Annotated in this window: 15 protein-coding genes; 5 read left to right on the top strand and 10 right to left on the bottom strand. The window is 65.5% G+C overall.

Translation table 11 applies throughout. The annotated features are described in order from the left end of the window. Positions 1-13: 13 nt before the first annotated feature. The gene (gene dusA / locus F816_RS0101070) at positions 14-1,003 is read left to right on the top strand and encodes a tRNA dihydrouridine(20/20a) synthase DusA (protein WP_019593166.1); all 990 of its coding nucleotides are present in this window, start codon (positions 14-16) and stop codon (positions 1,001-1,003) included. Positions 1,004-1,027: 24 nt separating this feature from the next. On the opposite strand, the gene F816_RS0101065 is transcribed toward dusA, so the two are convergent. After that, a complete protein-coding gene (locus F816_RS0101065; protein WP_019593165.1) occupies positions 1,028-2,200 on the bottom strand; it encodes a cupin domain-containing protein in 1,173 nt (390 codons plus the stop codon). 13 nt (positions 2,201-2,213) lie between these two features. Next, on the bottom strand, positions 2,214-3,581 hold the full coding sequence (gene purB / locus F816_RS0101060) for an adenylosuccinate lyase (RefSeq protein ID WP_019593164.1): 1,368 nt from the start codon (positions 3,579-3,581) through the stop codon (positions 2,214-2,216). Positions 3,582-3,677: 96 nt separating this feature from the next. On the opposite strand from purB, the gene F816_RS0101055 reads away from it, so the two are divergent. Continuing rightward, positions 3,678-5,060: a lyase family protein gene (locus F816_RS0101055; protein WP_019593163.1), complete on the top strand. Its 1,383-nt coding sequence runs from the start codon at positions 3,678-3,680 to the stop codon at positions 5,058-5,060. Positions 5,061-5,103: 43 nt separating this feature from the next. Here the strand turns inward: F816_RS0101055 and F816_RS0101050 are convergent, their stop codons facing one another. From F816_RS0101050 to F816_RS0101020, 7 genes are all read right to left on the bottom strand, one after another. Next, positions 5,104-7,056, bottom strand: a complete 1,953-nt coding sequence (locus F816_RS0101050; RefSeq protein WP_019593162.1) for a bifunctional diguanylate cyclase/phosphodiesterase — start codon at positions 7,054-7,056, stop codon at positions 5,104-5,106. Between the two features lie 30 nt (positions 7,057-7,086). After that, positions 7,087-7,926 carry an HDOD domain-containing protein gene (locus tag F816_RS0101045; protein WP_019593161.1) on the bottom strand — a complete coding sequence of 280 codons (840 nt, stop codon included), beginning with the start codon at positions 7,924-7,926 and terminating at the stop codon, positions 7,087-7,089. Further along, entirely contained in the window at positions 7,926-8,258 is a 333-nt protein-coding gene (locus tag F816_RS0101040; RefSeq protein WP_019593160.1) for a hypothetical protein, read from the bottom strand. Before F816_RS0101040 ends, F816_RS0101045 begins: the two co-directional genes overlap by 1 nt. 66 nt (positions 8,259-8,324) lie before the next feature. Further along, the gene (gene acnA, locus F816_RS0101035) at positions 8,325-11,078 is read right to left on the bottom strand and encodes an aconitate hydratase AcnA (protein WP_019593159.1); all 2,754 of its coding nucleotides are present in this window, start codon (positions 11,076-11,078) and stop codon (positions 8,325-8,327) included. A 15-nt stretch (positions 11,079-11,093) separates the two neighbouring features. After that, positions 11,094-11,723: a high frequency lysogenization protein HflD gene (gene hflD, locus F816_RS0101030; protein ID WP_019593158.1), complete on the bottom strand. Its 630-nt coding sequence runs from the start codon at positions 11,721-11,723 to the stop codon at positions 11,094-11,096. A gap of 75 nt (positions 11,724-11,798) precedes the next feature. Continuing rightward, positions 11,799-12,896, bottom strand: coding sequence for a tRNA 2-thiouridine(34) synthase MnmA (gene mnmA, locus F816_RS0101025; protein ID WP_019593157.1), 1,098 nt, complete (start codon positions 12,894-12,896; stop codon positions 11,799-11,801). Next, complete coding sequence (locus F816_RS0101020) at positions 12,893-13,354, bottom strand: NUDIX domain-containing protein (RefSeq protein WP_026333075.1); 462 nt, start codon at positions 13,352-13,354, stop codon at positions 12,893-12,895. Before F816_RS0101020 ends, mnmA begins: the two co-directional genes overlap by 4 nt. Positions 13,355-13,506: 152 nt before the next feature. Between F816_RS0101020 and icd the strand changes: the two genes are divergently transcribed. The 3 genes from icd to clpA all read left to right on the top strand — a co-directional run bounded on the left by icd (position 13,507) and on the right by clpA (position 17,471). Next, positions 13,507-14,763 carry an NADP-dependent isocitrate dehydrogenase gene (gene icd, locus F816_RS0101015; RefSeq protein ID WP_019593155.1) on the top strand — a complete coding sequence of 419 codons (1,257 nt, stop codon included), beginning with the start codon at positions 13,507-13,509 and terminating at the stop codon, positions 14,761-14,763. 105 nt (positions 14,764-14,868) lie between these two features. Continuing rightward, a complete protein-coding gene (clpS, locus tag F816_RS0101010; RefSeq protein WP_018650138.1) occupies positions 14,869-15,195 on the top strand; it encodes an ATP-dependent Clp protease adapter ClpS in 327 nt (108 codons plus the stop codon). A gap of 5 nt (positions 15,196-15,200) precedes the next feature. Next, on the top strand, positions 15,201-17,471 hold the full coding sequence (gene clpA / locus F816_RS0101005; RefSeq protein WP_018145673.1) for an ATP-dependent Clp protease ATP-binding subunit ClpA: 2,271 nt from the start codon (positions 15,201-15,203) through the stop codon (positions 17,469-17,471). A 92-nt stretch (positions 17,472-17,563) separates the two neighbouring features. On the opposite strand, the gene infA is transcribed toward clpA, so the two are convergent. Beyond that, on the bottom strand, positions 17,564-17,782 hold the full coding sequence (infA, locus tag F816_RS0101000) for a translation initiation factor IF-1 (RefSeq protein ID WP_012982660.1): 219 nt from the start codon (positions 17,780-17,782) through the stop codon (positions 17,564-17,566). Positions 17,783-17,923: the final 141 nt, after the last annotated feature.

Genomic DNA, 17,923 nt, shown 5'->3' with positions numbered 1-17,923 from the left:
GGAGATTCGGTGAATGGGTAACGCGGGCCACGCTCCCGACCCGCGGTTTTCGGTTGCGCCGATGATGGACTGGACGGACACCTGGTGTCGCCGGTTCCATCGGCTGCTGACACGACGGGCATTGTTGTACACCGAGATGGTGCATGCCAACGCGGTCATCCATGGGGATCGCGACCGGCTGCTGGGGTTCTCCCCGGTGGAACACCCGATCGCGCTGCAGCTGGGCGGCTCCGATCCGGCCACCCTGGCGCAGGCCGCCCGCATCGCGGCGGATCGCGGCTACGACGAGATCAACCTGAACGTGGGTTGCCCCTCCGACCGTGTGCAGTCGGGCGCGTTCGGCGCATGCCTGATGGCACAACCGGGAGTGGTGGCCGAGTGCGTCGCAGCCATGCAGCAGTCCGTTGGCGTCCCCGTCACCGTCAAGCACCGCATTGGCATTGACGACCAGGACTCGGAGGCGGACCTGCACGCCTTTGTCGAACGCGTGGCCACCGCCGGGTGCCGCCACTTCGTGGTGCACGCGCGCAAGGCCTGGCTCCAGGGCCTCAGTCCCAAGGACAATCGCGACGTTCCGCCGCTGGACTATCAACGCGTCTATCGGCTAAAGGCCGAGTTTCCCGACCTGACGATTGTCCTGAACGGCGGATTGGACGACGTCGGCGCCGCGCGCGCGCACTTGGAGCATGTGGACGGGGTGATGTTCGGTCGGCTGGCCTACCACCAGCCCTGGAGCCTGTCGGTGGTGGACCGTCTGTATTTCGGGGGTGGGGACGATCCGACGCGCGAAGAGGTCCTGGACGGCATCCTGACGATCGCGGAGGGGATGCACCGTGATGGCGTGCCGCTGGCGCGGCTGACCCGGCATATCCTGGGCCTGTTCCACGGCGCGCCGGGCGCGCGCCAGTGGCGGCGGATCCTGACCGAAGGGGCCCACCACCCAGATGCCGGGCCGGCACTGATCGAGCGCGCCGCGCAGGCCTGTCTCCCCCGGGCAGCCTGAGCGCCCGAAGTCGTTCCAGCGTTGCTATTCGCCCGGGTCGTCCGGTGCCAGCCAGCCGGCCTCGAGCCCATCCTCGAGGATCTGCCGGATCATGGGGATTGCCTCCTCCCATTCCGCGATGCTGAGCGTCTCCGCGCTACAGAAGGCTTCGAGAACGTCCGTCGCGACCGCCTGTGCGGGATAGTCGTTTCCGGCGATGCACAGGATCGGGCCATCGGGGCCCTGGAACCACGCCCGCCGGACGCCGGGGTGAATCGCAAAGCGATCGGCCGGGCCGGCAGTGGCCGCCAGCCGCGGGTCTCCCGGGGCGAGCTCGACATTGCCGGCGGGGCGGGTCAGGAAACGCCCCAGATAGGCGTCCAGGTCGTAGTCTTCCGCCGCCAGCAGGGCTCGCAGGGCCGCGCGCAGTTCGTCACGGTCTGCCGCCGGGATCTCGGCGGCATGCGAGGCTGGATGCCGGCCCGGGTCCTCGAAGCGCGCCTGATCGCCGATCACGTTGGCGCGTTCCTCGAGGAAACCAGTCAGGACATCGAGGATGGTCGGGGCGCGAAATCCCACCGACCAGGTCATGCACTGGTCGTCCAGCGACAGTCCGTAATGCGGCAGGTTGGGGGGCAGGTAGAGCAGGTCGCCGGGACCCAGCTCCCAGGTCTCGGTGGGATCGAATGCCCGCAGGATGGCGAGTGGCAGATCGTCGTGGCAATCCAGCGATCCCGGCGGGTCCTGGATCTGCCAGCGGCGCCGCCCCGCGGCCTGGAACAGGAAGACGTCGTACTGATCCACATGCGGCCCGACCGAACCACCGGGTGGGGCGTAGGAGATCATCAGGTCGTCCCGGCGCCAGCGCGGGATGAAATCAAAGCGCGACAGGAAATCCCGGCCACCGGGCCAGAAGCGTTCCACGTCAGTGACCAGCAGGGTCCAGTCGCGTTCGGGAAGCTGGCCCAGCCGCTCGGCATCGAAGGGGCCGTATTCGACATCCCAGTCCTGGCGGTCGACATGCCCGCTGACGATCCGGCTCGCCGCGTCCGGATCGGTGGCCAGGCCGGCGAGGTCATCGGGCTCGATCGGATTCTCGAAACCCGCCATCGCGTCGCGCACCAGTAGCGGGCGCTGTTGCCAGTAGTCGCGCAGGAATTCGGCGGGCGTCAGGCCGCCGAGTAGCGCGAGCGGTTGGTTCGGGTCCGGGGCACCCATGCCGCGCGCGGGATCAGAGTTCGCGCGCGAGTCGGTCGGCGATCCCGGTGTAGCGGCCCGGCGTCAGCTCGCGCAGGCGGGCACGGGCCTCTTCCGGGATGTCGAGGCCGTCGATGAACGCCGCCAGGCCCTCGGGGGTGATGCGCTGCCCCCGGGTCAATTCCTTGAGCTTCTCGTAGGGCGACTCGATGCCGTAGCGGCGCATCACGGTCTGCACGGCCTCGCCGAGGACCTCCCAGTTCTGGTCCAGGTCCTCTGCCAGGCGTCCCGGTTCGATCTCCAGCTTGCCCAGGCCGCGGCCGAACGCCTTGTAGGCGATCAGCGACCAGGCGAATGCCAGGCCGATGTTGCGCAGCACGGTCGAGTCGGTCAGGTCGCGCTGGAAACGCGAAACGGGCAGCTTGCTCGCCAGGTGGTCGAACAGGGCGTTGGCCAGACCCAGGTTGCCCTCGGCGTTCTCGAAGTCGATCGGGTTGACCTTGTGCGGCATCGTCGAGGAGCCGACTTCGCCGGCGACCACCTTCTGCTTGAAGTAGCCCAGCGAGATGTAGCCCCAGATGTCGCGTGACGCATCCAGCAGGATCGTGTTCGCGCGCATGAAGGCGTGGAACAACTCCGCCAGGAAGTCGTGCGGTTCGATTTGGGTGGTGTGGGTATTCGGCTCCAGACCCAGGCTCTCGATCATCCGGCGCGACAGGGACGGCCAGTCGACCTCGGGGTAGGCCACGGAATGGGCGTTGAAGTTGCCCACCGCGCCATTGATCTTGCCGAGGCAGGCCACCCCGGCGATCTCGGCGCGTTGCCGCTCCAGTCGCGCGACCACGTTGGCCAGTTCCTTGCCCATAGTGGTGGGGGAGGCGGGCTGGCCGTGGGTCCGTGCGAGCATCGGCTGTTCGGCGAAGCGGCCGGACAGTTCGCGCAGCGGCGCGAGCACGGCGTCCAGGGCCGGGAGCATCACCATGTCGCGCGCCTCGCGGACCATCACGCCATAGGCCAGGTTGTTGATGTCCTCGGAGGTGCAGGCAAAGTGGACAAACTCGATCTGGCTCTGCAGGTCGGAGCGGTCCGCCATTTGTTCCTTGATGTAGTACTCGATCGCCTTCACGTCGTGATTCGTCGTGGCCTCGATCTCCTTCACGCGCGCCCCGGCCACTTCGTCGAAGCTGAACGCGATCTCGTCGAGGAAGGCGCCGGCCGTATCGGTCAGCGCCGGGACCTCGGGGATCGCGGGCTCGGCGGCCAGGGCCTTGAGCCAGGCGATCTCCACCCGCACGCGGGCCTGCATCAGACCTTGTTCGGAGAAGTAGGGGGCCAGGTCGCGGGTGTGCCGGGCATAGCGGCCATCGACGGGGCTGATCGCGGACAACGGGCTCAGGGACATGGGGATTCCGGGGTCGGGTTCGGGACAGGCGGCGCAGTATACTAAGGTGCTCAACTGCAATACAGCATCGCGCCACGCGCAAACCAGGAGGAAGGCATGTCGAAGCCCGCAATGCGTCAGGAACAGGACAGTCTCGGGACGGTGGAGGTCCCGGAGCAAGCCCTGTGGGGCGCCCAGACCCAGCGCGCTGTGGACAACTTCCACATCAGCGGGCGGCCGCTGCCGCAGGCCTTCATTCGCGCCCTGGCCCAGACGAAGGCCGCCTGCGCCGAGGCCAACCAGGGGCTCGACCAGCTCCCGGACGAGGTGGCCGGTGCGATCGTCGCGGCCGCCGAGACCATCGCCAGCGGCGAGCATGCCGATGCCTTCCCGGTGGATGTCTATCAGACGGGTTCAGGGACCAGCAGCAACATGAACATGAACGAGGTGATCGCAACACTGGCCTCGAGTGATGCCTTGACGGTCCATCCGAACGATCACGTAAACCGTTCCCAAAGCTCCAATGACGTGATACCCACCGCCCTGCATGTGGCTGCGTCCGTTCAGATGGAAAAGCAGCTGATGCCGGCCTTGCGTCATCTCATCGCGACCATCGCCCGGCGGGAGGGCGAACTGACCGCAATCGTGAAGACCGGACGCACCCATCTGATGGACGCGATGCCGGTGCGGATGAGTCAGGAGCTGTCCGGCTGGCGCCGGCAACTGGAACTGGACGTCGAACGCCTTCGCGACACGCGCGCACGGGTCAACCGACTGGCGATTGGTGGCACGGCGGTGGGCACCGGCATCAATGCCCCGGCCCAATTCGGGGATCGGGTCACCCACCGCCTGGCGGAGCGCACCGGGATCGCCTTCGAGCGCGAACCCAACGGCTTTGCGGGGCTGGCCAGCCAGGACACCGCAGTGGAGCTCTCCGGCCAGCTACGTACCACGGCCACCAGCCTGATCAAGATCGCCAACGACCTGCGCTGGATGAATTCGGGCCCGCTGGCCGGACTGGGTGAGATCGCCCTGCCGGCTTTGCAACCGGGCAGTTCGATTATGCCGGGCAAGGTCAATCCGGTGATCCCCGAGGCGGTGATCATGGCCGCGCAGCAGGTAGTGGGCCTGGACGCCGCGGTCGCCGCCGCGGGACAGGGGGGCAATTTCCAGCTCAACGTCGGCCTGCCGCTGATCGCCGACAACTTGCTCAACCAGATGGGCCTGCTGGCGCGCGCGGCTGAACATCTTGCCGATCGGGCCATCGCCGGCTTTACTGTCAACGAGGAGGTCTTGCGCGCGGCCCTGGACCGCAACCCGATCCTGGTGACGGCGCTGAATGCAGAGATCGGCTACGAGGCCGGCGCCCGGATTGCCAAGGAGGCGTACGCTAGTGGCCGGCCGATCGTTGATGTCGCGGCGGAACATACGGACATCCCGCGTGAACGCCTGCAGGCCTTGCTGAACCCAGCGACCCTGACCGAGCCCCAGACGGACTAGGCCGAGGCCGCCCGGGCCCATGGGTTCGGGGTGACGAACGGGGTCAGGCGGTCGCGGCTGGGAGCTGGACCCGGTCGCGGAGCAGGCCCTGCAGCGCGTCGAACGCCACCGGGTGCGAGAAGTAGAAGCCCTGGGCCGTATGGCAATCCAGCTGTTGCAGGATCTCCGCCTGGCGTTTGGTCTCCACGCCCTCCGCAATCACGTCCAGCCCCAGGGTATGGGCCATCAGAATGATCGCGCGGACGATCTGCGAATGTTCCTCGCCCTGGTCGAGATCCTTCACGAAGGAGCGGTCGATCTTCAGGGTGTCGGCCGGTATCTGCTTGAGCTGCACGAGGGACGCATGACCGGTTCCGAAATCATCGACCGCCAGGGACATGCCGGCGTGACGCAGTCGCTGGAAGACCCGCGCCGCCCCTTGGGGGTCGTCCATGATCGCGGTCTCGGTGAGTTCCAGCTCGATACAGCGGGGCGGAACACCGCTCTCGCGGATAATGCGGTGGAAGTTCCCCGCAAGATCCGGCTGGCGCAGTTGGCGCGCGGAGACATTGATGGCAATGCGCGGGAGCTCGTCTTCGCCCAGTCGCAGGGATTGCAAGTCCCGACAGACCTGGCGCAACACCCATTCCCCGATCTCCTCGATCAGGGTCATGTCCTCGGCCAGTTCGATGAAGTGGCTGGGAGGCAGCAGACCGAGCGTGGGATGCTGCCAGCGAATCAACGCCTCCGCGCCGATGATTCGGCCGCTGTCCAGGTCGATCTTGGGCTGGTAATGCAGTCTCAGCTGGGCATTGGCAATTGCCTGCCCCAGTTCGTTCTCCAGCTCGAAGTGGCGGAAGGTGCGGGCGTTGAGATCCTGGGTGTAGAACCGGAACCCGTTACGACCGCGCTGCTTGGCCTCGTACATCGCCGCATCGGCATTGCCGAGCAGGGTGTCCGCATCCTCGCCGTCATAGGGGTAGACGGCAATCCCGCAGGAGACACTGCTGACCACGGGCTGATCGAAGATCTGCCGCTCGGTCGCCGTTTTGCGCACGACATCGGTGACCAGCCGGACCACGCCCTCCAGGCCATGGGTGTCCTCGACGAGGATGCCGAATTCGTCGCCGCCAAGGCGCGACAGGGTGGTTCGCAGGTGGCGTCCCGAGCGTTCCCGGGCATGGTCCAGCAGAGCGGACAGGTCCTGGGCGACCTTGCGGATCAGCTCGTCGCCGGCGCGGTGACCCAGCGAATCGTTGGTGCGCTTGAAGTTGTCCAGATCCAGCAGGATCAAGGCCACATGACCCGCCGCGGCACCCGCGTGGCGCTCCATCGCCTGTGACAGCCGGTCGCTGAACAGCATGCGGTTGGGCAGGTTGGTCAGCGAGTCGTGGGACATGTGGTGCAGCAGCTCGCGTGACTGGCGCTCGGTGATGCGCTGCAGCGCCTTCTGGCGCCGGTCCATCATCTGGAACAGGTCGGCACTCTCCAAGGCATAGGCCGTGTTGAACAGCACCATGGTCAGTGTCGACAGGATCATCTCGTAGCGTTGCAGCTCCGCCTGCCGGAAGCGGGCGACGAACATCCCGCGAATCCGGGTGCGCGTCGAGATCACGTGCAGCATCACACTCTCGCCCTCGACCGGGGAGGGCAGGCAGACCGGATGGTTCTGGTGCAACGCCCAAGAGAACTGGCCGTCCTGGATCAGTTGTTCGACGGTCTCCGACAGGTCCGGCGTCAGCTCCCCGGGGCGTTCCTGATAGTCGAGGTTGAACGAGCAGTCGTGGTCCAGGACGTACACCGCCATGTCCTGCGTCGGCAGCAGGCGCCGGATGGACTCGATGGTGTTCTGGATGATCAGTTGGGGACTGCGGTTCCGGTCGGTGTCACCAAAGATCGCCGTCGTCGAGGCGAGCACATCCATCGCATAGGCGTTGGCTTCCAGCGCTTCCTCGAGGAAGCGGATGCGCTCATGGAGGGCATTGACCTCCTCGGGCGTGCGGTACGATGGGCTCATGCAACAGCGTCCTTTGCTTGCATACAGGCCTCAGTCGAGGAGGATCGTCTGCATCTGGTCCAGATGCTTCCGCGCGTGGCCGATGATGTCCTCGTAGACCGCCATCTCCAGGCCAATGCGGTCGAAAGTCTCCGGGGCAACCGGGGGCACGAAACGTTCCCCGGAGGATCCCAGCCGCAAGGAATTGGCGATGCTGTCGGCGACGTGCACGATGGCCGTCTCCACGGGAAACGCGCGGGCCTCTTCCGGGGCATGGTGGTAGCGCGTGGCTTCCACCTGGGCCGGGGCCATCCCCCATTCCTCGAGCAGGGCGGACCCGATGGCGGCGTGGTCAAAACCCAGCAGCTCGCGTTCCGCCTCGTACAACAGGCACTGCTCGCGCTCGCGGATGTTGATCAGTTCCTCGGTGCGGCTGCCGAGCCGGAGAAACAGCAGCAGCCGCCCGAGGTCGTGCATGATCCCATAGAGGTACAGGCGCTCGATGTTCGCTTCGCGCCGAAAGCGGGCGATCGAGCGGCTGAGCACGCCGACGGCAATGCTGTGGCGCCAGAACGATTCCATGTCGACGCCGATGACCGGCAGGCCGCGGAAGTGCTCGATCACGATGGTGGACAGCACGATCTGCCGCATCTGCTGCAGGCCGATAATGGAGACTGCCCGGTGCAGGGTGTCGATCGGTTCGGGGAAACCGTACAGCGAAGAGTTCGCCATGCGCAGCGTCTTCGCCGCAATGGCCGGGTCCAGTTCCACCGCCTCGGTAATCCCGGCCACGTTCGCGGTCGGGTCGCTAAGGCGCGTGAAGATCGTGTTGTAACTCCCGGAAAAGCTGCACAACGAGTCATCCTGCTCGAGGAACTCGGCAACGGTCATCATGCGCTCCGGGCCTTGTGGCCGCGGCGCATGAGCTCGTCGATCAGCTGGGCCCGCGCGAAGGAGTAGATGCCGTCCATGGGATGGCCGGTCAAGTCACAGTGACGGAAGCGCTCGGCCAGGATGGCATCGGCCTGTTCCTCCATCTCCGGGGTGGGCCGGGCGTCCGCGGGCAGGTCCGGGACCGCGTCGTCCCGGGAATCGTTGGCCGCGGCATGTTCGTCCTCGACGATCTCGACAGTGCTGATGCCCCAGGACAGGAGCACGCGGATCTGCTTGTCCTGGAGCACCATGCCGGCGGGGATCAGGAGACGGCCGGAACGGTCATGCACGGCTGTTGCCAGCGTCTGACCGGACTGAATCACCTCCGTGGATACCCGCCGTCCCATGGCCAAACCTTATGCGGAAGCGGCGAGCTGGCGCAACACGTAGGGCAGGATGCCGCCGTGGCGGAAGTAATCCACCTCCTGCGGGGTATCCAGCCGCACACGCACGGCAAAGGTCTTGCGGTGGCCATCATCGGCCACGGCCGTGACCGTGGCCTCGCGCGACTCGCCGTTCTCCACGCCGGTAATGCTGTAGGTCTCGCGCCCGGTCAGTTCGTGGCTGGCCGCGTTCTCACCGGGCAAGAACTGCAGCGGTAGTATGCCCATACCCACCAGGTTGGAGCGGTGGATACGCTCGAAGGTCTCTACGATGACCGCCTTGACGCCCAGCAGCAGGGTGCCCTTGGCGGCCCAGTCGCGCGAAGAGCCGGTGCCATATTCCTGTCCGGCGATGACGATCAGCGGGGTGTCCTCTGCCTGGTACTGCATGGCCGCGTCATAAATGGACATCTGTTCGCCATCCGGCAGGTGCTGGGTCACGCCCCCCTGGGTCCCGGGCGCCAGCAGATTGCGCAGGCGCACGTTGGCGAAGGTCCCGCGCATCATCACTTCATGGTTGCCGCGGCGGGAGCCATAGGAGTTGAAGTCGGCCGGCTTTACGCCCTTGGATTCCAGGTAGCGACCCGCCGGGCTGTCCTTGGCGATAGAGCCGGCCGGGGAGATGTGGTCCGTGGTCACCGAATCACCCAGCAGCGCGAGGACGCGCGCGCCCTGGACATCGTTCCAGGGCGTAGGCGTCATGCTCATGCCCTCGAAGTAGGGCGGGTTGCGCACATAGGTGGAATCCTCCTGCCAGTCGAAGCGCTGACCCCGTGGAGCCTCCAGGTTGCGCCAGCGTTCCTCGCCGGAATAGAGGTCACCATAGGCGCTGGTAAAGCTGCTGGCGCCGACGTGGCTGGCCACCGCCTCGCGCACTTCTTGCGTGGTCGGCCAGATATCCTTCAGGTAGACCGGCTCGCCCTGTTGATTCTCCCCGATCGGGTCGCTGTACAGGTCGATGTTGCTGCGTCCGGCTAGGGCGTAGGCGACCACCAGCGGCGGTGAGGCCAGGAAGTTCATCTGCACCTCGGAGTGGATCCGCCCCTCGAAGTTGCGGTTGCCAGAGAGCACCGAGCTGACGATCAGGTCGTCCTTGATGATGGCCTCGGAGATCGGTTCCGGCAGCGGACCGGAGTTGCCGATGCAGGTGGTGCAGCCATAGCCCACCACGTGGAAACCGAGGGCCTCGAGGTCCGGCAACAGGCCGGATTTCTCGAGGTAATCGGTCACCACGCGGGAGCCTGGAGCCAGCGATGTCTTCACCCAGGGCTTCACCTGCAGTCCGGCCTCGCGTGCCTTGCGGGCTACCAGGCCGGCACCCAGCATCACCGAGGGGTTGGAGGTGTTGGTGCAGGAGGTGATTGCCGCGATCACGATGTCGCCGTGATCCAGGGTGAAGGTCTCGCCGTCCATCTCGATGGCGGTGTGGTGGGGCTCTTCCGCCTGATGCTCCACACCCACGGCGGTATGCCCGCCCTCGGCCGCGAAACGCTCGGCGTCGTCCGGTTCATCAGCGCCACTCTCGCGCTCTTTCAGCATGGTGTCGAGGTGGCGGCTGATGGTGGCGCCGGCCTGGCTCAGCGGGATGCGGTCCTGCGGGCGCTTGGGGCCGGCCAGGCTTGGCTCGACCGTAGACAGGTCCAGCTCCAGCATATCCGTGTACCGCGCGATCGGGGCGTTGTCGTTACGCCACAGGCCCTGGGCCTTCGCGTAGGCCTCGATGAACTCGATGTGCTGGGCGTCGCGCCCGGTCAGGCGCAGGTAGGTCAGGGTCTCGTCATCGATAGGGAAGATGCCGCAGGTGGCGCCGTATTCCGGGGCCATGTTGGCGATGGTGGCGCGATCGGCCAGTGGCAGGTCGGCTAGGCCGTCGCCGAAGAACTCGACGAACTTGCCGACCACGCCCTTCTTGCGCAGCGTCTCGACAATCACCAGCACCAGGTCGGTCGCGGTCGCGCCCTCGGCCAGCTTGCCGGTCAGGCGGAAGCCCACGACCTGCGGGATCAGCATGGAGATCGGCTGGCCGAGCATCGCGGCCTCGGCCTCGATGCCGCCCACGCCCCAGCCGAGCACGCCCAGGCCGTTGATCATGGTGGTGTGGGAGTCGGTCCCGACCAGGGTGTCCGGGTAGGCCATGCAGCCGCCCTCGGCCTGGTCGTCCACGAACACCGTGCGCGCCAGGTATTCGAGGTTCACCTGGTGGACGATGCCGGTATCCGGCGGCACCACCTTGAAGGTATCGAACGCCTGCTGGCCCCACTTGAGGAAGCTGTAGCGCTCGCGGTTACGCGAGTATTCGAGCTCCGCGTTCAGGTTCATCGCGTTGGCGTTGCCGTGGGCATCCACCTGCACCGAGTGGTCGATGACCAGCTCGGCCGGCTGCAACGGGGTAATCTTCTTCGGATCGCCCCCCAGCGCCTCCATCGCATCGCGCATCGCGGCGAGGTCGACGACCGCCGGCACGCCGGTGAAGTCCTGCAGCAGCACGCGCGCCGGACGGAACGCGATCTCCTGGGTCGGTTCGGCCTTCGGATCCCAGTCCAGCAAGGCCTCGATGTCGGCACGGCGCACCGTGCGTTCGTCCTCGAAGCGCAGCAGGTTTTCCAGCAGCACCTTCAGCGCAAACGGCAGGTCGGTCGCCCGGGCGTCGTCGGTGATCGGCACGTAGCGGCATTCGCGGCCGCCAGCGGTGAGGGTCCGGGTGTTCTTGGGGTCAGCGTGGCTCATGTGCGTCTTCCGCGTTCAGGTATTGAGTCGATTGAGGATGTCATGCGCTTCGCGAATCAGCCGCTTGCGGCCGAAAAGCAATTTCCAGCGCGATCCACCGGCCTGGCGCCAGAGGACCGCCGCGCGGATCCCGGCCAGCAGCAACGCACGGATGCGCGCGGCGGTGTCGGGATTGGAGAGGTTGTTCTGTTCGCCCTGCACGATGATGCGCGGGCCGAGCTCGGAGATGGTCTCCTTGTAGATCTCGGCCAGCCGGGCAATCACGCTTTCGTGGGCGATGTGGAAGTAGTCGATCTGGCGCTGCGCGCCCTGCAGGCCGTCGGTCAGCTTCTGCAGCATGTCGTCGCGCTTTTGCAGCTTGCGCTCGAGGAAGATCAGCCCGATGGCGTAGCGGGTGATCTCCATGTCCGGCGGCTTGCTGCCGTTTTGCAGCTGGCTCTCGATGCGCTCCAGGCCACTGCGCAGGCTGACCGCCTCGCGATAGACCGCTTCCGGGGTGTCCGCGTCGAAGGCGAACAGGCTCCCGACCAGGACCTCGAATTCGTAGTCGTCGCAGCTCCCACGCCAGGCCAGATCCTTGACCAGGCTCGCGCACTGGAAGAGGGCGGCCAGCGCCAGGGTGCGGTTGTGATCGGAGCGGTCCAAACCAGTCGGTTCCTTGGGTGGGTCGGAGTCGGGTCGCCGGGCAGCGGCCACTATACCGGAAGTGGCCTGGCAGACTCACGGCGCATTCGTGGTTCGTGTGGCGATCACCGCCCCGCCTAGGCAGACATCGCCACGGTAGAAGGCGATGGACTGCCCCGGCGTCGCCGCGCGTTGGGGTGTGTCGAAGACCACGGTGGCGCCGGTCGTGTCCAGCGCTTGCACCCGGCATTCCTGCAAGGGCTGGCGATGGCGTAACCGGGCCTGCAACGGCTCACCGGGGACCGGTACATCGTGGATCCAGTGCACCACCTCGGTGGTCAGCGACGGGCTCATCAACAACGGGTGCTGTGGGTCCTGGGCGACTACCAGGGTGTTCCTGTCGAGGTCCTTGTCGACGACATACCACGGGGCTTCGGCAAAGCCGTCGACCCCGCCGATCCCCAGGCCCTGGCGCTGACCGAGGGTGTAGAACATCAGACCCTGGTGGCGACCGACCACCTGGCCTTCCGGGGTGCGCATCGCTCCCTCGGGCGCTTTCAGGTACTGGGCGAGGAAGTCACGGAAGCGTCGCTCGCCAATGAAGCAGATCCCGGTGGAATCCTTGCGCGCATGGTTCGGCAGACCCAGTTCCCGGGCGCGTTCGCGGACCTGATGCTTGGGAATGTCTCCGAGCGGGAACAGGGCGGGGCGCAGTTGCTCCTGGGTCAGGGTATGCAGAAAGTAGGTCTGGTCCTTGTTGGCATCGGCCGCCTGGCACAGCTCGCTGTAGTGCACGTGATGGCGCACCCGGGCGTAGTGACCGGTGGCAATCCAGCGAGCCCCGAGATCTTGGGCATGATCGAGGAACGAGCGGAACTTGATCTCGCGGTTGCAGAGGATGTCGGGGTTCGGGGTGCGCCCGGCCTCGTACTCATGCAGAAACTGCGTGAACACCCGCTGGCGGTAGTCCTCGGCAAAGTTGGCCTTGTGCAGGGGGATCTCGAGAGAGTCCGCCACTTCGCGCGCCATTGCGTAGTCGGCCTCGGCGGCGCAGTACTCGGCGTCGTCGTCATCTTCCCAGTTCTTCATGAACAGGCCTTCGACGCGATAGCCAGCCTCCAGCAGGCGGCTGGCCGCGACAGCGGAATCGACCCCACCGGACAATCCGACGATGACGCGCTCGGCGCGCATCATGCGCCCGACACCCGAACCAGATCGCCCACCGCCGCGAGCGGCAGCCGCAAGCCGGCCTGATACCGGCGGATGCTGCGCATCACCAGTGGGCTGCGCAACGGCCATTCACCCTCGGCCTGTTCGGGCGCCAGCCAGTGCAGGGCATGAATGGCCGGGTCGCGGGGCGCAGGGGATTGAGCCGCTGTCACCGGGCCGCAGAAGGTCACGCGCAGGATCACGGCGCCGCTGGCCACTTGCAGCAAGTCGCAGCCGAGGGCCGCCTCGGGCACGAATTCCAGGCAGGTTTCCTCGCGGACCTCGCGGATCACGGCCGCGATCAGGTCCTCGCTGGCATCCAGGTGGCCTGCGGGCTGGTTCAGTACCCGGCGGCCGGCGTCGGTTTCCTCGACGAACAGGAACCGGCCCTCGCGCTCGATCACGGCGGCCACGGTGATATGACAGGGGAGGCGGTCGGTCATGGCACGGATGATAACGCAGGCTGCCGGTCGGGCTGCCATAGGGGAACGCGCAATCGCGCACTGGTTCGGTCACCGGAAAACCCGGTCCGGCATGTATAATCAGGTCAACCGTGATTAACGATTCATCTACGATATCCGCACAAGGAGTTGGCATGGCCTATCAGCACATTCAGGTCCCGGAGAAGGGCGAACGCATCACCGTCGACGACCAGGGGAAGCTGCAGGTGCCGGATCATCCGGTGATCCCCTACATCGAAGGTGACGGGATCGGTGTGGACATCACCCCGGTGATGCGCCGGGTGACCGATGCGGCGGTGGAAAAGGCCTACGGCGGCAAGAAGGCCATCGAGTGGATGGAGGTTTACGCCGGCGAGAAGGCGACGCAGGTCTACGATGACGACTCCGGGCTGCCTGACGAGACCCTGGAGGCGGTGAAGGACTATCGCGTGTCGATCAAGGGCCCGCTGACCACCCCGGTGGGTGGCGGCTTCCGCTCCCTGAATGTGGCCCTGCGTCAGAAGCTGGATCTGTATGTCTGTCTGCGCCCGGTGCGCTATTACGACGGCACCCCGAGCCCATTGAAGGAGCCGGAGAAGACCGACATGGTGATCTTTCGCGAGAACTCCGAGGATATCTACGCCGGCATCGAGTTCGAGTCGGGGACCCCGGAGGTCAAGAAGGTCATCGACTTCCTGCAGGACGAGATGGGTGTCACCCAGATCCGCTTCCCGGAGACCGCCGGGATCGGTGTAAAGCCGGTCTCCAGCGAAGGCACCAAGCGCCTGGTGCGCAAGGCCATCGAATACGCGATCGATAACGATCGCCCGTCGGTGACCCTGGTGCACAAGGGCAACATCATGAAATTCACCGAAGGTTCCTTCAAGGCCTGGGGCTACGAGCTGGCACGCGAGGAATTCGGTGCGAAGGATTTGGACGGCGGGCCCTGGCAGACCTTAAAGAACCCGAAGACCGGGCGTGACATCGTGATCAAGGATGTGATCGCCGACGCCTTCCTGCAGCAGATCCTGCTGCGCCCGGAGGACTACTCGGTCATCGCCACTCTGAACCTGAACGGCGACTATATCTCCGATGCCCTGGCGGCCCAGGTGGGTGGTATCGGCATCGCGCCGGGGGCGAACCTGTCCGACAGCACGGCGATGTTCGAGGCCACGCACGGCACGGCGCCGAAGTATGCCGGTCAGGACAAGGTGAACCCGGGGTCGCTGATCCTGTCTGCCGAGATGATGCTGCGGCACCTGGGCTGGTCGGAAGCGGCCGACCTGGTGGTCAAGGGCATGGGTGGAGCGATCAGTGCCAGCGAGGTCACCTACGACTTTGCGCGGCAGATGGATGGCGTCGAGCCGATCGACTGCTCGGCCTTCGGCGAGGCGATGATCAAGCACATGTGAGGGTCGGGTGGTCGGAGTGTCCGTAAGGGCACTTGGCCTGAACCCGGAACCAATCGAGGATGACGACTAACAAACGAGTAACCGCTGAAGGCGTAATTTCGACCGATGAGTAATGACAAGCCCCAATCCCCCGATCGAGACGACTCGGTAACGGTCGAAGAATCGAGGCCGGAGCTCAAACCACCGCGACAGTACAAGGTGGTGTTGCTCAACGACGATTTCACGCCGATGGAGTTCGTGATCGAAGTACTGGAGACCTTCTTCAGCATGGATCGCGAGAAGGCCACCCGGGTCATGTTGCACGTGCATACGCGTGGCAAAGGCGTATGCGGCATCTTTACCCGGGATGTGGCCGAGACCAAGGTGGCGCAGGTGAACGACTATGCCCGCAGTCATCAGCACCCACTGCTTTGCTCGATGGAGGAGGTCTGACTCCCATGCTCGACAAGGAACTCGAATTCAGCCTGAACATGGTCTTCAAGGAAGCCCGCGAAAAGCGTCACGAGTTCGTGACGGTTGAGCATCTGCTGATGGCGCTGGCGCAAAACCCCAGCGCTGCCACGGTGCTGCGGGCCTGCGGGGGCGATCTCGATCGCATCCGCGACGAGCTTGCGGCCTATATTGACGAAAACACGCCGCGCATCCCGCCGAGCGATTCGCGCGAGACCCAGCCAACCCTGGGCTTCCAGCGAGTGCTGCAGCGGGCGGTATTCCATGTGCAATCCAGCGGGCGCAAGGAGGTCTCCGGCGCCAACGTGTTGGTGGCCCTGTTCGGAGAGCAGGACAGCCAGGCCCTGTACGTGCTGGGTCAGCAGAACATCTCGCGTCTGGACGTCGTAAATTTCATCTCCCACGGCATCTCCAAGGTCGGGGAGGACGAACTCGGGGCCCAGCCCAACCCGGGCGAGTCCCAGGGCGAGCCGGTGGAGGGTGAGCGCGAAGAAAAGACCAACGCGCTGCAGCTCTACGCCGCCAACCTGAACGACAAGGCGCGCAAGGACGAGATCGACCCGCTGATCGGGCGCGATCACGAGATCGAACGCACCATCCAGATCCTCTGCCGCCGCCGCAAGAACAACCCATTGCTGGTCGGCGAGGCCGGCGTGGGCAAGACCGCGATCGCCGAGGGTCTGGCGCGCCGCATCGTCGATGAACAGGTACCGGACGCGATCGCGTCTGCCACCGTCTATTCGCTGGATCTGGGCGCGCTGGTCGCCGGCACCAAGTACCGCGGTGACTTCGAGAAGCGTCTGAAAGGCGTGCTCGCCCAACTCAAGAAAGAGCCGGGCGCGGTGCTGTTCATCGACGAAATCCACACCATCATCGGGGCCGGCGCGGCCTCCGGCGGGGTGATGGACGCCTCCAACCTGATCAAGCCGATGCTCGCCTCGGGCGAACTGAAGTGCATCGGGTCCACCACCTATCAGGAATATCGCGGCATCTTCGAGAAGGACCGGGCCCTGGCACGGCGCTTCCAGAAGATCGAGGTGCCGGAGCCGACGGTGGACGAGACCGAGCAGATCCTGCGCGGGCTGAAGTCCCGCTTCGAGACGCATCACAACGTGCGCTTCACCAAGCCGGCCCTGCGCGCGGCGGCGGAACTGGCCGATCGCTACATCACCGACCGCTTCCTGCCGGACAAGGCCATCGACCTGATCGACGAGGCCGGGGCCAGTCGGCAGTTGCAGCCGGTCAGCCAGCGCAAGAAGACCATCGGCGTACAGGACATCGAGACGATCGTGGCCAAGATCGCGCGCATCCCGCCGAAGTCCGTCTCCAGTTCCGACAAGGAGACCCTGCGCCACCTCGATCGCAACCTGAAGATGACCGTCTTCGGACAGGACGAAGCCATCGGGACGTTATCCACCGCGATCAAGATGGCACGCTCCGGGCTGGGCGACATGGACAAGCCGATCGGCTCGTTCCTGTTTGCCGGGCCGACCGGTGTCGGCAAGACCGAGGTCACGCGCCAACTGGCGCAGCAGATGGGCATCCATTTGGCCCGCTTCGACATGTCCGAGTATATGGAGCGGCATACCGTATCTCGCCTGATCGGGGCGCCGCCGGGCTATGTGGGCTACGAACAGGGAGGGTTGCTGACCGATGCCATCCTCAAACATCCACATTCGGTGCTGCTGCTGGACGAGATCGAGAAGGCCCATCCGGATGTCTTCAATGTGCTGCTGCAGGTGATGGATCACGGCACGCTGACCGATGCCAATGGGCGCGAGGTCGACTTCCGCAACGTGATCCTGGTGATGACCACCAACGCGGGGGCCGAGCAGGCCAGCCGTCCATCGGTGGGCTTTACCAAGCAGGATCATTCCAGCGATGCGATGGAAGCGATCAAGCGCACGTTCACGCCGGAGTTCCGCAACCGCCTGGATGCCACCATTCAGTTCGGGCCGCTGGACGAGGCCACCATCCTCAGCGTGGTCGACAAGTTCCTGATCCAGCTGCAAGCCCAGCTCGACGAGAAGAAGGTGCATATGACGGTCGAGCCGGAGGCGCGTGCCTGGCTGGCCGAGCACGGCTACGACGTCAAGATGGGTGCGCGCCCGATGGCGCGTACGTTGCAGGAGTACATCAAAAAGCCGCTGGCCGACGAGCTGCTGTTCGGGCGACTGGCCCACGGTGGCGAAGTGGTGGTCCGCTTGGGCGAGGCTGGTCTGGAGCTGGACATCCAGGAAACCGCGGTGCCGTCCTGACGCGGCTCGTCGACCCGGCGTTACCGGGCCCGGGAGGGCCCGCAAACGAAGAAGCCCCGGTCCGGCCGGGGCTTCTTCGTTGGAGAGGGAACTTACTTGTTGCGGTAGACGATACGACCCTTGGTCAGGTCATAGGGCGTCATCTGCACGATCACCTTGTCGCCGCGCAGGATCCGGATGTAATGCTTGCGCATTTTTCCGGAGATGTGCGCCGTGATCGTGTGCCCGTTTTCGAGCTCCACCCGGAAGGTGGTGTTGGGGAGCGTTTCGACTACAGTGCCCTCCAGCTCGATTTCGTCTTCCTTCGCCATACGGTCCCTCTCGTATTGAATCAAGGTGCGACATTATCCGGATGCACCGGCGGAACACAAGTCACGTGGCGGCTTTCGGGGGACATAACCACCCCCCGGCGACGGACCAGAGGCGGTCCCTGCGGATGGGCGGCGTTTGCC

Source organism: Thioalkalivibrio sp. ALM2T (assembly GCF_000381505.1).
In the GTDB taxonomy this organism is placed as follows: domain Bacteria; phylum Pseudomonadota; class Gammaproteobacteria; order Ectothiorhodospirales; family Ectothiorhodospiraceae; genus Thioalkalivibrio; species Thioalkalivibrio versutus.
This window is presented reverse-complemented; position numbering and strand designations above follow the sequence as displayed.

What these genes read in the sequence shown, in the direction of transcription:
- F816_RS0101050 (WP_019593162.1), bottom strand. Translation starts at nt 7,056, where the DNA reads ATGAGCCCATCGTACCGCACGCCCGAGGAGGTCAATGCCCTCCATGAG.
- icd (WP_019593155.1), top strand. Translation starts at nt 13,507, where the DNA reads ATGGCCTATCAGCACATTCAGGTCCCGGAGAAGGGCGAACGCATCACC.
- dusA (WP_019593166.1), top strand. Translation starts at nt 14, where the DNA reads ATGGGTAACGCGGGCCACGCTCCCGACCCGCGGTTTTCGGTTGCGCCG.
- F816_RS0101045 (WP_019593161.1), bottom strand. Translation starts at nt 7,926, where the DNA reads ATGACCGTTGCCGAGTTCCTCGAGCAGGATGACTCGTTGTGCAGCTTT.
- clpA (WP_018145673.1), top strand. Translation starts at nt 15,201, where the DNA reads ATGCTCGACAAGGAACTCGAATTCAGCCTGAACATGGTCTTCAAGGAA.
- mnmA (WP_019593157.1), bottom strand. Translation starts at nt 12,896, where the DNA reads ATGATGCGCGCCGAGCGCGTCATCGTCGGATTGTCCGGTGGGGTCGAT.
- F816_RS0101055 (WP_019593163.1), top strand. Translation starts at nt 3,678, where the DNA reads ATGTCGAAGCCCGCAATGCGTCAGGAACAGGACAGTCTCGGGACGGTG.
- acnA (WP_019593159.1), bottom strand. Translation starts at nt 11,078, where the DNA reads ATGAGCCACGCTGACCCCAAGAACACCCGGACCCTCACCGCTGGCGGC.
- clpS (WP_018650138.1), top strand. Translation starts at nt 14,869, where the DNA reads ATGAGTAATGACAAGCCCCAATCCCCCGATCGAGACGACTCGGTAACG.
- F816_RS0101065 (WP_019593165.1), bottom strand. Translation starts at nt 2,200, where the DNA reads ATGGGTGCCCCGGACCCGAACCAACCGCTCGCGCTACTCGGCGGCCTG.
- infA (WP_012982660.1), bottom strand. Translation starts at nt 17,782, where the DNA reads ATGGCGAAGGAAGACGAAATCGAGCTGGAGGGCACTGTAGTCGAAACG.
- purB (WP_019593164.1), bottom strand. Translation starts at nt 3,581, where the DNA reads ATGTCCCTGAGCCCGTTGTCCGCGATCAGCCCCGTCGATGGCCGCTAT.
- F816_RS0101020 (WP_026333075.1), bottom strand. Translation starts at nt 13,354, where the DNA reads ATGACCGACCGCCTCCCCTGTCATATCACCGTGGCCGCCGTGATCGAG.